This is a genomic window from Modestobacter excelsi (assembly GCF_005930495.1).
GTDB lineage: Bacteria > Actinomycetota > Actinomycetes > Mycobacteriales > Geodermatophilaceae > Modestobacter > Modestobacter excelsi.
Genome location: NZ_SJEX01000058.1, coordinates 18,146 through 33,156 on the forward strand (window position 1 = coordinate 18,146; position 15,011 = coordinate 33,156).

Sequence of the window (15,011 nt, forward strand, 5' to 3'; positions counted from 1 at the left end):
CCCGATGCCGCTGCTCGGGATGGCAAAGATTCAGCCGGCGCGGCGGCCCAGCGCCCGGTAGGTCCACCCGGCGGCGGTCCAGCGGTCCCGGTCGAGGGCGTTGCGTCCGTCCAGCACCCGCTTCTGCGTCACGAGTTCGCCGAAGGCGACCGGGTCCAGCTCGCGGTACTGCGCCCACTCGGTGAGCAGCAGCACCGCATCGGCCCGCTCGGCGGCCTGCTCCGGGGTGTCCACGACGTCCAGCTGCGGCCAGCTGGTGCGGATGTTGTCCCCCGCCGCCGGGTCGGTCACCCGGACCACCGCGCCCTGCAGCTGCAGCTGGGCGGCGACGTTGAGCGCCGGGGAGTCGCGGATGTCGTCGCTGTCGGGCTTGAAGGCGGCCCCGAGCACGGCGATGCGCTTTCCCAGCAGCGAGCCGTCGCAGACCTCCCGGGCCAGCTCCACCATCCTGATGCGGCGGCGCATGTTGATGCTGTCGACCTCGCGCAAGAAGGCCAGCGCCTGGTCCGCCCCCAGCTCCCCGGCGCGCGCCATGAAGGCGCGGATGTCCTTGGGCAAGCAACCGCCACCGAAGCCGAGACCGGCGTTGAGGAACTTGCGGCCGATCCGGTCGTCGTGCCCGATCGCGTCGGCCAACAGCTTGACGTCCGCCCCGGTGGCCTCGCACAGCTCCGCCATCGCGTTGATGAACGAAATCTTGGTGGCCAGGAAGGAGTTGGCCGCCGTCTTCACCATCTCGGCGGTGGCGTAGTCGGTGACCACCTGCGGAGTGCCCGCCGTGACGATGGCGGCGTAGACCTCGTCCAGCCTGGCCCGGGCGGTGTCCGCCTCGGGTCCCTCCGGCAGTCCGTAGACCAGCCGGTCGGGGTGCAAGGTGTCCTGTACGGCGAAGCCCTCGCGGAGGAACTCCGGGTTCCACGCCAGCATCGCCCCGGGCACCTTGCCGGACACGAGCTCCGCCAGCCGCGCCGCCGTGCCCACCGGCACCGTGGACTTGCCGGCCACCAGGTCACCGGGCTTGAGCACGTCCAGCAGCGACTCGATGGCGGCGTCCACGTAGCGGAGGTCCGCGGCGTACTCCCCCTTCTTCTGCGGCGTGCCGACGCAGAGGAAGTGGACGGTCGCCTCACGCGCATCGGCCATGTCAGTGGAGAAGCGGAGGCGGCCCGTGGCGAGCGTCGTGCCGAGCAGGTCCTCGAAGCCGGGCTCGTAGAACGGCGCCTCGGCCCGCTGCAGCGCCTCGACCTTCGACCGGTCGACGTCGATGCCCACGACGTCATGGCCGAGCTCGGCCATCGACGCGGCATGCACCGCGCCCAGGTAGCCGCAGCCGATCACCGAGATCCTCATGGACGCCGTTCCCTTCCAGCACACAGACGGGCGGACGCCCGGTACAGCGCGAACGGTAGGAGACGAGGTCGGCGGGGCGCCACCCGCCCCGACGCGGACGGGCACCCTTCGACGCCCGGCGACAGGGGAGAAGAGCCTGAGGGTGAGCGGCGCGGCTCCCACCCGCAGGGGTGAGGAGAGTCGTCGCACCCCTCCGTCCGAGGTGTCGGCGCCCTTACCTTCGCTCCGTCGATCACCGAGCACGGGGGCAGTACATGACCGATCGCGAGCCGGACGGTCACATACGCCCTGCCAGACTCCGGCGCACGCTCCTCGCGCTCGGGGTGCTCGGCCTGGTCCTCGCGACGGTGGCCGGCGGGGGCCTCTGGTTCCTGGCGAGCCGTTACGGCGGCAACGTCGACCGGGTCGGCGACGTCTTCGCGGACCTGGCGGACACCCCGCGTCCCGCGGCCTCCTCGCCGACGGACACGACGGCGGCGGTCTCGGACCCGATCACGTTCTTGCTGGTCGGCTCGGACACCCGCGAGGCAATCGCATCCGGAGACCTGCCCGATGCCCGCTCCGACGCCATCATGATCGCCCGCATCTCGGCCGACCGGCAGCACGCGCAGGTCGTCTCCATCCCCCGCGACTCGTGGGTCGACATCCCCGGCCACGGCAAGGACAAGATCAACGCGGCGTACGCGTTCGGCGGCCCGACGTTGCTCATCCAGACGGTCGAGCAGCTCACCGGCGTCCGCGTCGACCACTACGCGGCCATCGACTTCGACGGGTTGATCCAGGTCACCGACGACCTGGGCGGTGTGGACGTCGTCGTCCAGGACACGACCAGCAACGGCCCCTACACCTTCACCGCCGGCTGGAACCACCTGGACGGCGATCAGGCCCGCTGGTACGTCGGCCAGCGGTACGACCTGGCAGGCGGCGACTTCGACCGCGTCAAGCGGCAGCAGAACTACCTGCGGGCGATGTTCGGCAAGCTCTTCAGCCAGGACGTCTTCAGCTCCCCCACCCAGCTCGACGCGGCGCTGCGGGCGGTCACCGGTGCTATAGCGGTCGACGACGAGTTGAGCAACGGGGACCTGCTGTCGATCGCCCACTCGTTGCACGGCCTCGACCCGGGCGACGTCGAGTACTTCACCGCGCCCGTGCTGGGGACCGGGACCGAGGGGTCGGCGAGCGTGGTCTACCTCGACGCCACGGCCGGGGCACGGATGTGGGGCTACCTGCAGACCGACTCGCTCGGTCAGAACGCCGACGAGTTCGCCGGAGAGGCGTTGTCCGAGACCCCGAACTGAGGCCGTGGTGCCGGCTTCTCAGCCGCCCTGCCGTCGGACCACCTGGCCGACCGTCTTCAGGACGATCTTCATGTCCAGCCAGGGCGACCAGTTCTCGATGTAGTAGTTGTCGAAGCGTGCCCGGTCCTCGATCGAGGTGTCACCGCGGAGTCCGTGCGCCTGAGCCCAGCCGGTCAGTCCTGCAGGGACGCGGTGCCGCGCCGTGTAACGCGGGATGTGCCCTGCGAACTGCTCGACGAAGTACGGACGCTCCGGGCGAGGACCGACCAGGCTCATGTCGCCACGGAGGATGTTCCACAGCTGGGGGAGCTCGTCCAGCGACGTGGCGCGGAGGAACCTGCCGACCGGCCCCAGCCGGTCGTCGTGCTTGATGTTCCAGTTCGTCTGCGACTCGGTCTGGTCGACGGGCTTGAGGGAGCGGAACTTGAGGACGTCGAACGGGCGCCCGTCGATGCCCACCCGCTGCTGCCGGAAGATGATGCCGGGGCCACCCTCGAGGCGCACGGCCACCGCGCACGCGAGCAGCACCGGCGAGACCACGACGAGGGCCACGGCTGACACGGCGACGTCGATGAGCCGCTTCACCTTCCACCACGGGCTGCGGAACACCGCCCGGCGGGCCCGGATGAGCGGGATGCCCCAGACCTCGTCCGTGTAGCGGTTCACGTTGTGCAGCTCGAACAACCGGGGCACGAAGAAGACCTCGACGTCCAGCCGGTCACAGGTCCGGAGGATGTCGACCAGGTCCTCCTCGTCCACCGCCCCGAACGCGACGATGACGTCCCGAACCGCGTTCTGGCGGATGACCCGACCCAGTTCGTCGTAGGTGCCCAGGAAGGGTGCCGGCAGGAGGGCTGGTTCCTCGTCGGGTGCCTCGCAGTCCACGAAACCCACAGGATCGAGGCCGTAGGAGCGGTGCTCGAGCAGGGTCTCGGCGACCCGGACGCCGACCTGCCCCGCCCCGATGACCAGGGTGCGGTGACGCACCCTGCCCAGGGACCGGGCTCTGCGGACGACCGTGTAGGCGACCCGCCGTACGAGGAGCACCGCCACGAGGAGGACCACCGCGTGGACCACCTGCCGCGGTGGTGGGTCGACCGAGGGGAGGAGGGAGATGAGCGCCAGCTTCAGCGCGAACCCGACGATGGACGCCCCCACGATGTAGGGGAGGTCGTCGAGCAACGAGAGGCTGAGTCGGGAGCGGTACAGCCCCGCCGTCTGGCAGACCACCAGGTAAGCGAGCAGCGCGAGGACGTGGAACCGGCTGCCAGGTGAGGTGATCGCCGTGGCGGCGACGAAGGCCAGAACGTCACCGACCAGGAGGTAGGGCCGCACGCCGGCGCGCAGCCACCACGGTTCTAGTCCGCGCCAGGAGCCCTCCAACACCAATGGTCTGATCGCGGGAGCCTTGGACGCAGCGGCTGGTTCGCTGTCCTCTGCATCCGGGTTCGAGGCGTCGAGCAGGCTGACGTCCGCCAGCTCACCGTCCTGCTGCTCCTGGTCCAACGGGATCCTCCGGCCAAGGACGCTGTGCTCGACCGCTGGTGTCCCCCCCGGTGTGGCCGGCACGCAGCGGACCTGAGGGTAAGGGTGCTACCGATACGACGCTCGTCGAGCCGGAACGAGCGATGAGTGGCCGGCGGCGATCTACCGCTGCAGGACGCCTCCGCCTGACGCCTGCGACCGTCGTGGGCCCAAGCGGACCGCGGGCTAGCCTGGACCGGTGCCCGCGGGCGAGCGACTCGACAGTGGTGCGTCGTCAGACGGGCTGCCCCGTCCGCGCGTCTGCTACCTGGTCTGGTCCTACCGGGACCCCACCCGGGTGGCTCGACTCGTCCGGCGACTTCTCAGCAGTGATCCTGCGGCCGCAGTCGTCGTCCGGCACGACCAGCACGTCACTGTTCTCGACTCAACGATGTTCGCCGACCTCCCCTCAGTCACCGTGCTCCCAGCCGGTGTGCGGGTGACGTGGGGTGACTTCAGCCAGGTCGTGGCGCTGCTGGAGCTCTTCCGCGCCGCCCGGGCAGTACCGGCGGACTGGTACGTGCTGCTGTCGGGCGAGGACTACCCGGTCCGGCCGCCGGAGGACCTCCCCACCTTCCTCGCTGCGACCGGGGCCGACGCCCTGCTGGAGGAGACCCGGACCGAGGACCGCCAGCAGACCCGGGGCGACCACGGCCGGTCCCTCTACCGCTTCCAGTACGCAGCGGTCCCACTGCTGGACGCCCTGACCGCCCGGCTCGGGATCCGGGAGGCCGTCCTCCGCCGAGCCCCCGCCCTGGCGCGCCGGCTGGGAGTCGTCTCGGTGCGACCGCGGGCTCGGGGACTGGCCACCCTCGTGGGCTTTCGCGCGCCTTGGCATCCCTTCCGTCACGGGCTGGAGCCGGAGCGCAGTCGCAACTGGTTCGCGCTGGACGACCGAGCGCTCGCCGCGCTGCTCGACCGACTGGACCGGGATCCCGGCCTCCTTCGCTGGTACCGGCGGACGCTCGTGCCGACCGAGGGGCTCTTCGCGACGGTCCTGCGGCACACCCCCGGGTTGACGGTGCACGACGGCGACCTGCACTGGGAGCGGTGGCAGGGGGATGCGGCCTCTCCCGCCGAGCTCGGGCTGGACGACCTGCCAGCTGCCGTGACCTCCGGAGCCTTTTTCGCCCGCAAGATCACCGACGCCGCCGTCCTCGATCGGCTCGACGCTCTGGTGGGGCCCCGGGCGACGGGCTGACGTCATGAGGCTGACGGGCGCAGGCGCTGCGCTGGCTGCCCATGACATCCGTCGAGACCGCGTTGGTCGCCACACTCCGGACCGCACCCGAACTCTGGCAGGCGGAGCGTGCAGACGTGTTCAGTCCCCGACCGCTCGCAGGCGCGCGTCGACGAGGTCGAGGACGTCCGGATGGACTCCCACGTCGAACTTGCGGGCGAAGAGGGCGTCCGAGCCGGCCAGCGCCGGCAGGTCACCCGGTCCGAGGACCTCAGGGTGGTCGCCGTTCGCCGTCCAGTCGGCATGGACCAGGTTGCGGCTGACCACTTGGTGCCGTAACCGGGAGTTGGCGAGCACGGTGTGCACCGCAGTCTCGTCCGGGATCTGCACGGCCGCGAAGCGACGTCTGACCGGTCGCCTCGACAGCTGCTCGACCACGTGGTCCGCGGCTGCTGAGTGCAGGGCGAAGCTGGGACTGCCGTGGTGCGGCACCCAGGTCCCGAGGTCGACCGGCCGCGAGGGCATCCACGAGGTCCTGCGTCGGTCCTTCCAGACCACGGACCTGCCCAGGACCGACCATCCCCGGCCGTCGTAGAGCTGCAGACCCCCCCGGCCCGGCCAGTCCTCCCTGGGCAGTGGTCGGACCTCGATGAACGAGCGACCGGGGTTCGCGGCGAAGAAGGCGACGATCTGCGCCGTCGGCTTGATCGGGTAGTCCTGGCCGCTGAGGATGACCACTGTCTCTGCACCGGCTCGCCTGGCGGACCGGATGCCCTCCACGGTGGCCAGCACCTGGCCGAGGGACCCCCAAGGGGTGTCCATCCGCGGGAGGATCGTGACGTCGGCACGCGGGCCGAGCACGGTGGAAGCCTGGTCGAAGACCGCCGCCGGAGCTCGGCGGTCGATGTGGACGTGGAACGACGTCGCTGCCGAGGTCAGGGAATCGACCATCCGGATCAGCTGCTGAGGCAGCCGATGCGCGAGCACGACGAACGCCAAGCCGTCCACCGTGTCAGTACAGCAGATCGATGCCCAGGTCAGGTGCACATGAGGCTGGTCGCCGACCGTTCCCGCTGTCAGGGTCGCAGCCGACCGAGGTGCGGCTCAACGGGAGCGCGACGAGGACATGGGGACGCGGCCGGCGCTCTGACGCAGTTGCCCGGCCAGGTGGTGTGCGAGCCGCACCGCAAGCGTCACCGCCATGAACGTCGGGTTGGCCTCCCCCGCGGTCGGGAAGACGGCGCTGGAAGCGACGTAGAGGTTCCGCACCCCGTGCACCCTGCAGTCGGGATCGACCACACCGTCACCGGGGTCCGCGCTCATCCGGACAGTGCCGATCTGGTGGTACCCGTCCATCGACTGTGCCTGGACTGAGTCCTCCCGCCCCGCGACGGCGTCGTGGTACTCGAGGTGCCCGTAGCCGGCCGAGCGGAGCTGCTGGTCGAGGACGTCATGCGCCCGGAGGACCGAGTCGACGTCCTGCCGGGAGTAGCGGAAGTCGATGTCGATGCCCGGCAACCCGTCCCGGCCGGTGCCGTCGTTGAGGGTGACCCGGTTGTCCTGCTGTGGCACCTGCTCTGCGTGGTACCGCAGCGCATAGGTCCCGGCGTCGCTGCGCAGGACGAAGACGGACCTCCGGGGCGAGGCGAGGTACCGCTGGTGTGCGACCCCGGCCACGTCGGCGAATGCCCGCGCAGGGTGCCGCAGGACGTTGCGCACGTGTGCGCCCAGCTGGTGCGCCACCGGCCGGTCGTTCCGGCGACGGGTCTCCCGCTGCACGAGCCTCGAGCCGACGACAGGTGCGCGCAGCGCCAGGTAGACCAGCGACAGCCCGCCGCTACGGTGACCGGCGTCGTGGAAGGGGAGGTTGCCGAGGTGGAACGACGTGTTCAGGATTCCCTCCCGGCGCTGCGCCTCCTGGGCGAGGGTGAACCGACGGCGGACGAACGTCCCGTCCTGGTCCCGCTGGAAGCCCCAGTCCCCGAAGTCGTCCGGTCGGGCCAGCACGATGGTGGCGATGCTGCCGGTGAGGTGCCCCATGTAGTAGCGCCCCAGAGCCCCGGACGGCCCTCCAAAGAGTGCTGGGTGCTCGCGCTGCAGACTCAGCAGGAGACGCGTCGTCCCCAGTCCACCGCACGCGAGTGCGTACGTTCGCGCCGTCACCGGGACCACGCGGTCGCCATGGCTCACGAGCAGCCGGCTGATCCCGGTGCGATCGCCGTCGTACTCGGCACCGGTCACGACGGCGTCGGTGAGGACGAAGATCCGTGGGTGCGCGAGGACCCGCGATCCGAGGTGCGCTGCCAGCTGCGGACGGCGGGACCAGCGCTCCCGCTGGGACGTGCTCACGACGTCGTCCGAGAAGCCGGCGGCCGGGTCGACGTGGAACTGCGCGTCGCCGCAGTCGAGGTGTTCAGCGGCCCGCGCCTGCCACGGGACGACGTCGGCCTGCTCGATCGGCCAGCCGGAACCCGGGATGAAGTCACGGGCCTCGAAGTCCACCGGCTCGAACGGCACGCACCGCCCGCCCCAGAGCCAGGAGGCACCCCCGACCGCACTTCTGGTGGTCTCGCGCAGCGGGGCATGCGACCCGGGGTGGAGCACCGTGGCGATCGGCGGTTCGTCCACGCCCGTGGCCGAGGGCTGCGCCGAGGCCTGGCCCGCCTCCACCAGGACGACGGTCAGGCCTGCGTCCGCTGCCTCTAGAGCGAGTGCGAGGCCCGAGGGGCCAGCGCCGACCACGCAGAGGTCGACGTCGCCGCTGGGGGACGGCGGCACCTGCAGTCGCATCCGCACCCCTTCCAAACCTGAGGGTTCGCGGCACCCGGCAGGCGGCGGGCTACAGCGGTTTGAGCCAGTCGCATCCCGAGCCTAGCTGTCACCAGTCCAACACGCCGAGCCACGACGAAACGCCGAGTGACTGGTGATCTCCGTTCGAGGGCGGCTGCTCATCAGCGGGTCTGTCAGTCACGTCGCACGGGACCTTCCGCTGGGGGCGCGTGTCACGGCCGCCTCCACACCGTCGTCTGGGCGGTGCCGCCGCCGCCGACCTTCAGCCCGACGAAGTCGGCCCGCTCCCAGCCGGACAGGGCGTCGACCAGCGCTCCGTAACGTGGCCTGTCCGAGTCGTCGAGCAGCAACATCCCACCCGACTTGACCTTCCCCCGGGCAACGAGACCGCAGTCGACGCGCGCCCGGCCATCGACGACGATGAGGTCGAACGACTCGTCGGCGCGGGATGCGAGCTCCCCGACGTAGGCGTCGAAGAAGTGCCCAGGCTCGGCGACGGACCCGATGGCGCCCACCAGTGCCGGCGGTCGGAGCACGAGCTCGACGCTTGCGGGCAGCGCATCTCGCAAGACCTCGAACCACTCGGGGTCGTGCTCGACCGAGGTGATACGAGCGCCGAGGTCGTGCAGCCAGAGCGTCGAGCCGCCACCGCCGAACTCGAACACCGTCGGCTCGGGAGGCAAGGACCCGCCCACCGCCTCGACGGCCACCCGAGGCCACCAGGGAGTCCGGGAATCGATGGTCGTCCGACGGCGGTGGCGCAACCACCACCCGACCTCCGCCAAGCGGCGCGGACTGCGGGCCACGTAGCCCCCGATGTTCCTCACCATCCAGACGCGAGAAGCCCATCGGCTGGTTCCCATCCGCGCACCCTAGGGAAGTCGAGTCTCCGGCGCTGCGGCATCCGGGCCCACGGCGCGTTCGGACCGCAGGCCGTCTCGTTGCACAACACCAGTCGTCAGCGTGTCGATGACCCGTCGCGCCGCCGGTCCTGAGGATGGCCGGAGCTGGCCACAGCGCTAGTCTGCTCACTCACGCACGCGATCACCGACCCTTCGCTGTGCCAGGGCAGCCCCCCGGTCTGCGGGCGTGACACGTTCGGGCACTCCGAGCGGCACGGCAGTGGCTCGATGCACGGACGGGGAGGTGGGATGGCGTGGCGGAGTCGGCCCCCGGGCGGATCAGCGTCATCATCGCCAACTACAACTACGGCGCGTTCGTGGGTCAGGCCATCGAGAGCGCCCTGGCGTTGGACTGGGACGACGTCGAGGTGATCGTCGTGGACGACGGGTCCACGGACGACTCCCGTGAGGTGATCGCGCGGTTCGAGGACCGAGTGACGGTTCTGCACCAGGAGAACGCCACGCAGCGTGTCGCCCGGAACCGCGGCTACGCCGTGTCGACCGGCGACGTCGTCATCCACCTGGACTCCGACGACGTGCTCTTCCCCGAGCTCCCCCATGAGCTGGCCCGCGTCTGGCGGCCCGGGATCAGCAAGGTGCAGTTCCAGATGCTCCGCATCGACGAGGACGGCCAGTCATTGGGCTCCGTGTTCCCCCACTTCCGCGAGGAACCGACACCTGAGCAGGTACGGGCCTGGGCCGACCGGACCTCCGCGTACCCCACACCGCCGGGGTCCGGCAACGCGTACTCCCGTTCCCTCCTCGACCGGATCTTCCCCCTCGACGACAGCTGCGGCGCGGCCACCGACTCGGCGTGCCTGGCCGTCGCCCCGTTCCTCGGGGACGTGGTCACGGTCGTGAGACCGCTGGTCGGCTACCGGGTGCACGGCTCGAACACCAGCGACCTGGTAGTGGACCTGGGCAAGTTCCCGCGGGCTGTTGAACGGGCCCGCCAGCGGTACGAGTACTCAAGCCGGGTGCGAGGTGTCCGCCCGGATGCCCGCCACCGGCCTTTACGCCGCAGTCGGCCCCTGCTCGAGCTGCGGGTGGCGTCGTACCGGGTCCGTCGAGAGGACCGGCCCATCCCCGGGGAGGGCTTCTCCCGGTTGCTGTGGGACATCCTGCGCTCCCCGGTCCATACGGGGCCCGAGTCCGCGCTCAAGCGGGCGCAGGTGCTGACGTGGAGCCTCCTCACGCTGGTCTCCCCCACCTGGTTGGCCCTGCGCCTGGTCCACCTGCGGTTCCGCCGCGACAGGCCCCTGCTGGTCGGCCGCGTCTTCGGATCCGACGCAGCCACGCGCCGTCCCCGTCTTCGCACGCGGTCATGAGCACCGGTCGCGCGACCGCCCGGCCTGCGGTGTGTGAGGCTGCTGGCATGACCTGCGGCGTCGACAGGACGGGGGCCGACGCTCCGGCCGGCCCGCGCGACCCGGACCGGGTCGGTCCGGACGTTGAGTCGGGAGCATGACGCGACCCCTTCGCTGGCTGCTGATGGCCGGCCACGTCCCGGCGAACGCCCGGGGCGGCGGGATCGTCCGGTACACGGTCGAGCTGGCCCGGGCGCTGGCCCGGCGCGAGGACGTAGAACTGCACCTGCTCACGTCCCCCGGCGCGGCTGGACCGCTCGCCGAGCTGGCGGGGAGCCCGGACCGGATCGTCCCGCTGCCCGCCCTGCCAGGCGCGGCCGTGCCCGCCTTCGAGCGGTTCGCCCTCGGACGGCGGCTGGGCGACCGGTTCGACGTCGTCCAGGGCACCAAGCACCTGCTGCCGCGGGGCGTGGCCGCCCGGACGGCGCTCACCGTCCACGACCTGCTGCTGTTCGACCGACCCGGGGACTTCCCGCTGCCCAAGCGGACCCTGCTGGGCCTGCCCTACGCCGGCTCGCTGCGACAGGCGGACACCCTGCTCTGCGTCAGCGCCGCCACCCGGGAACGGCTCGTGCGCTGGGACGCGGCCCTCGCGTCGCGGGCGGCCGTGGCGCCGCTGGCCACCAGCCCGGGTCTGCTGGGCAGCGCGGCGGTCCCTGTGCCGTCGCTGGTGGGCCGGCCGTTCGCCCTGGTGGTCGGGGACGCGTCCCAGCGGAAGAACGTCGCGGTGGTCGTGTCCGCCTGGGCGCAGGTCGTCCGCCGCCGCCCGGACGCAGTGCTGGCGCTCGTCGGCCCGCCCGCGTGGGGTGCCGAGGCCTACGGCCCCGACCATGCCCGGCTGGTCGCCGCCGGCAACGTCGTCCAGCTCACCGGGGTCGACGACGGCACGCTGCGCTGGTGCTACGAGCACTGCGCCGTCGTGCTTGCGCCGAGCCTGGCCGAGGGCTTCGGGCTGCCCGCCGTCGAAGCGCTCGACCTGGGCGCGCCGCTGGTTACCTCGCTGGACCCGGCGCTGGTCGAGGTGAGCGGGCACGCCGCCGAGCACCTGGCCGCGGACGACGTCGCCGGCTGGGCGGAGGCCGCGCTGCGCAACCTCGACCGACCAGCGACGAGCCGGGACGCCGTTGACCGGCGCCGCCGGTCCTGGGACGACGTGGGTGCAGAGACGGTCGCCGCGGTCACCGCCAGCCCCCGACGCTCCTCGGGCGAGGGGCGGCTATTGCACCGACTGCTGAACCGGGCGGGACGGCCGGGGACCTCCGCGTCCGGTCCGGTTCACCGTGAGACGGAGTAAAGAAGATTCTGCGGGTGGCGGCCCGTCCGATCGACTGCCGCGCACACGCGGACCGCCCACTTCAATCATCGATGGGTTACCGCTCGCTTGAGCGGGGAGAACCTAACCAAAGGTCGCAACTGGTCATGCTAGCGACCTGATCCTACGCGCTGGCACCCCGACATAGAGACCATCTGGCTGAGTATCCCTGGTTACAACAGCGCCGGCAGCAATAACGCACCCTGGCGCAACTGTCACACCTGGCAGGACGGTCGCAGCTGCACCGATCCAGGACCCGCGCCCGATGATTACCGCGCGAGACATCACTGCGCCGGCGCGCTTGCTCGGCGGCCCAATTTTGTGCGTCGCAGCAGTGATGGTGACATTCTGCGCTATGAAAACATCGTCCTCGATGTCGATCCCGGCCCGTCCCGGTTCGAACGTGCACCGCCCATTGACGAAAACGCGATCGCCAAAGGTCATCCGTCCGGGCCGAATCAGTTGACCCGGGAATATGAATACGTCGCGGCCGACCTGGATTCCACAATGTCTGTACAGCCGATTCCTAAGGCTGCGCGGCATCCAGTACAGACTCGCGACGGAGTTGACGACGACCATCCGGACGATCCTGGGGAGTTGGGCCACTTGACAGTTCTACCGCCGGGTTCACCTCCTGGACAATCAACCCCATCAGATGCAGGCCCGGAACTCGCCGATAGGCGAGCGTGAGCAGACGACGTCGGCGCTTCCAGCACACTCATGCGGGAGGTCCCACCTCTCACGGGTCCTGTTGAGCGTCATGACAGGAACGATCGCCGTCCACGGGATCATGGGAGTGCTTCACTTACCACCAGCCCGCAGCTGCTGAGCCGCCAACCGGTCCTGGTGCCGTCACTAATCGACCGCCCCCTTGGCCCTAGTCGTCGGGGATGCCTCCAGACCAAGAAGGTCGCGCCGCGCCACCTCAATCGACCTGTCACGGCCCGGGAACAGAGTGCTCGACGCCGCCGGACCTCGGACGACGTGGGTGCGGAGACGGTCGCCGCGGTCACCGACAGCGCGACTTCCGGAACGGTCGGGTCGAGCTGAGCCGCGCCCAGCACCACGCTCCAAGAGCGTGGTGCCCGACGCCAGGCACCCCTCGGCGATCGATCATCTAGGCTGCGGCACCGTGGTGCCCCTGCGTTGGCTCACCGCCCCGCCCTCTGCGGAGCGGGTCGCAACCGGGGTCCGGCGTCGGTGGAGGCAGCGGCCGGCGTGGCCACGGCGCTGGCGACCCCGCGGGCAGGACGTGGTGCTCCTCTACCACCGCATCACCGACGTCGACGAGGCTGACGACCCGGGCGGCATGGTCGTGCCACCCGAGCTCTTCCGAGAGCACATGACGGCCCTGGCCGACTGGTTCGACGTCGTGCCGGCCCGGGACGTCCTGGGGTCCCACGACCGCCCGACGGCGGCGGTCACGCTCGACGACGGGTACCTCGACAACCTTGAGCAGGCAGCGCCGGTGCTCCGTGAGTTGGGCATCCCGGCGACGTTCTTCATCGTCGCCGACGCCATCGCCGCTGACCCGCCCGAGTACTGGTGGGACCGGCTCGAGCACCTCCTCCTGGAGCCGGGGTCGGGAGCGGAACGGATACGGGTCGCCGCCGGTCCGCGACACCTGGACCTGGACCTCGGGACACCGCTGTCGTCGCGCGCGGCGTACCGCGAGCTCTCCGCCGTCCTGCAGCGCCAGGGGCACGATGCCGCGATGCAGGTCCTGTCGACACTGGAGGCCGCACGGCCCCGTCCGCCGTTGTGCGCACGGCACCGCCGGCTGTCAGCTGAGCAGGTGCGGGCCCTCGCGGAGCAAGACTTGTTCGAGGTCGGGTCGCACACGTGCACCCACTCCGCGCTCGCGGCGTTGTCCCGCCGAGCCGGCCGCGAGGAGCTGGCACGCAGCCGGCAGCGCCTCGCCGATCTGCTCGGGGAGGCCCCCGACCTGCTCGCGTACCCCTACGGCTCGGTGGGCGCAGTGGTCCGCCGCAACGCGCGGGACGCACGGTCGGCCGGGTACCGGGCAGCCTTCGCCAACGTGGCGGGCCCGGTCGAGGGGGCCTCGCCCTTCGCCGTACCCCGGATCACGGTCGGACGGTGGAGCGTGGCGCAGTTGCACGCGGCGGTCACCGCCTTCAGGGGGCCCGGATGACCAGCGAGTGGCCCTATCTCGCCCCATCCGGCGATCTGCGCTCACCGCCGCAGCCGATCACGGTCGGGGTCCTCCTCACCGCCCACAACGTCGCGCCACACCTGCCCGCGGCGCTGCACTCGGTCTTCACCCAGACGCGGCTGCCCGATCAGGTCGTGGTGTGCGACGACGCCTCGTCGGACGACGTCAAGGGCGCGGTCCACAACTTCGGCGACCGCGTCCGTCTCGTTCGCCACCCCGTGCAGCGCGGTGAGGGAGCGGCCAAGAACACCGCCGTCGCGGCACTCGACACCGACCTCGTCGTCGTCCTGGACGGCGATGACGAGATGGCCCCGCAGCGCCTCGAGGCCCTGGCGTGGCTCGCTGAGCGCCGTCCCGACCTGCACCTGCTGACGACGACGTGGGAGGACTTCGGGCCGGGCGTCGAGCCGACCGACTGGACCCTTGCCGATCACTTCCCCACCGTCGACCAGCGGGCGGAGATGCTGCGGTGGAACTTCGTGCCTGCCCCGGCCATCCGCCGCGTGCCGCTGCTGGAGGCAGGTGGGTTCGACGAGACGCTGCGCTACGGACCCGACTGGGAGTGCTACGTCCGGATGTTCCTCCGCGGAGCGTCCGCCGGCCTGGTGCCCCTCCCCCTCTACCGCTACCGCCGGTGGACCGGGCAGCAGACGGCCGACCGGGAGCGCGTGCTGGCCGGCCGCGTCCGCGTGGGCGAGCTCATCGCGGCCAACCGGTCACTCACCCCGGCCGATCGCCGCGTCGCCGACCGCTCGCTGCAGGAGCTGCGGCACGACTACTGGGCCTGGCGGCTCGCCCGCGGCGCGGCCACCCGGTCGGAGAGCCTGGCCCTGCTGCGAGGTGGCCGCTGGTCGGCCCGGCGGACAGCGATGCTCACGCTCGCGACCATGGCCCCGCACGTCGCCCGCCGCCTGCGGGAGCGCTGAACGGACGGCATCCCAGCCGGCGGGGTTCGCCGCCTCACCCCGGGCGCCCTCGCACCACAGCGGTGACGACGAGCGGGAACGAGGGATCGTCCACGTGGCGTACGGCAGTCGGGAGCTCCTCGATGGCCGCCCCCAGGAGGAAGGCGCGGCACACGAGCTGGTTGCCGTGGCCCACCACCACTCCCGTCC

The 15,011-nt window shown here is 71.2% G+C and carries 12 protein-coding genes; 6 read left to right on the forward strand and 6 right to left on the reverse strand.

The features are described from left to right. Positions 1-30: 30 nt before the first annotated feature. On the reverse strand, positions 31-1,350 hold the full coding sequence (locus FHL80_RS17500) for a UDP-glucose dehydrogenase family protein (protein WP_138734657.1): 1,320 nt from the start codon (positions 1,348-1,350) through the stop codon (positions 31-33). A 254-nt stretch (positions 1,351-1,604) separates the two neighbouring features. Between FHL80_RS17500 and FHL80_RS17505 the strand changes: the two genes are divergently transcribed. After that, positions 1,605-2,648: an LCP family protein gene (locus FHL80_RS17505; protein WP_138734658.1), complete on the forward strand. Its 1,044-nt coding sequence runs from the start codon at positions 1,605-1,607 to the stop codon at positions 2,646-2,648. An 18-nt stretch (positions 2,649-2,666) separates the two neighbouring features. Here FHL80_RS17505 and FHL80_RS17510 read toward each other — a convergent pair whose 3' ends face one another. Further along, the gene (locus tag FHL80_RS17510) at positions 2,667-4,154 is read right to left on the reverse strand and encodes an exopolysaccharide biosynthesis polyprenyl glycosylphosphotransferase (RefSeq protein ID WP_246078759.1); all 1,488 of its coding nucleotides are present in this window, start codon (positions 4,152-4,154) and stop codon (positions 2,667-2,669) included. Between the two features lie 409 nt (positions 4,155-4,563). Here FHL80_RS17510 and FHL80_RS17515 point away from each other — a divergent pair, with 409 nt between their 5' ends. After that, on the forward strand, positions 4,564-5,373 hold the full coding sequence (locus FHL80_RS17515) for a beta-1,6-N-acetylglucosaminyltransferase (protein ID WP_216870826.1): 810 nt from the start codon (positions 4,564-4,566) through the stop codon (positions 5,371-5,373). Between the two features lie 120 nt (positions 5,374-5,493). On the opposite strand, the gene FHL80_RS17520 is transcribed toward FHL80_RS17515, so the two are convergent. The 3 genes from FHL80_RS17520 to FHL80_RS17530 form a co-directional block, all read right to left on the reverse strand. After that, positions 5,494-6,360, reverse strand: coding sequence for a beta-1,6-N-acetylglucosaminyltransferase (locus FHL80_RS17520; RefSeq protein WP_216870827.1), 867 nt, complete (start codon positions 6,358-6,360; stop codon positions 5,494-5,496). A 96-nt stretch (positions 6,361-6,456) separates the two neighbouring features. Continuing rightward, positions 6,457-8,142 (reverse strand): GMC oxidoreductase, encoded by a 1,686-nt coding sequence (locus FHL80_RS17525; RefSeq protein ID WP_138734661.1) that lies wholly within the window; start codon positions 8,140-8,142, stop codon positions 6,457-6,459. 212 nt (positions 8,143-8,354) lie between these two features. Further along, positions 8,355-8,852, reverse strand: coding sequence for an O-methyltransferase (locus FHL80_RS17530; protein ID WP_138734662.1), 498 nt, complete (start codon positions 8,850-8,852; stop codon positions 8,355-8,357). A 446-nt stretch (positions 8,853-9,298) separates the two neighbouring features. Here FHL80_RS17530 and FHL80_RS17535 point away from each other — a divergent pair, with 446 nt between their 5' ends. Further along, positions 9,299-10,372 (forward strand): glycosyltransferase, encoded by a 1,074-nt coding sequence (locus FHL80_RS17535; protein ID WP_138734663.1) that lies wholly within the window; start codon positions 9,299-9,301, stop codon positions 10,370-10,372. Between the two features lie 136 nt (positions 10,373-10,508). After that, complete coding sequence (locus FHL80_RS17540; RefSeq protein WP_138734664.1) at positions 10,509-11,705, forward strand: glycosyltransferase family 4 protein; 1,197 nt, start codon at positions 10,509-10,511, stop codon at positions 11,703-11,705. A gap of 123 nt (positions 11,706-11,828) precedes the next feature. On the opposite strand, the gene FHL80_RS26955 is transcribed toward FHL80_RS17540, so the two are convergent. Then, positions 11,829-12,302 carry an acyltransferase gene (locus FHL80_RS26955; RefSeq protein WP_342777343.1) on the reverse strand — a complete coding sequence of 158 codons (474 nt, stop codon included), beginning with the start codon at positions 12,300-12,302 and terminating at the stop codon, positions 11,829-11,831. A 673-nt stretch (positions 12,303-12,975) separates the two neighbouring features. On the opposite strand from FHL80_RS26955, the gene FHL80_RS17550 reads away from it, so the two are divergent. Together FHL80_RS17550 and FHL80_RS17555 are read left to right on the forward strand one after the other, a co-directional pair. Next, positions 12,976-13,875, forward strand: coding sequence for a polysaccharide deacetylase family protein (locus FHL80_RS17550; RefSeq protein WP_138734665.1), 900 nt, complete (start codon positions 12,976-12,978; stop codon positions 13,873-13,875). Continuing rightward, complete coding sequence (locus FHL80_RS17555) at positions 13,872-14,822, forward strand: glycosyltransferase family 2 protein (protein WP_138734666.1); 951 nt, start codon at positions 13,872-13,874, stop codon at positions 14,820-14,822. The genes FHL80_RS17550 and FHL80_RS17555 overlap by 4 nt, the downstream gene beginning before the upstream one ends. The last annotated feature ends 189 nt before the right edge of the window (positions 14,823-15,011 follow it).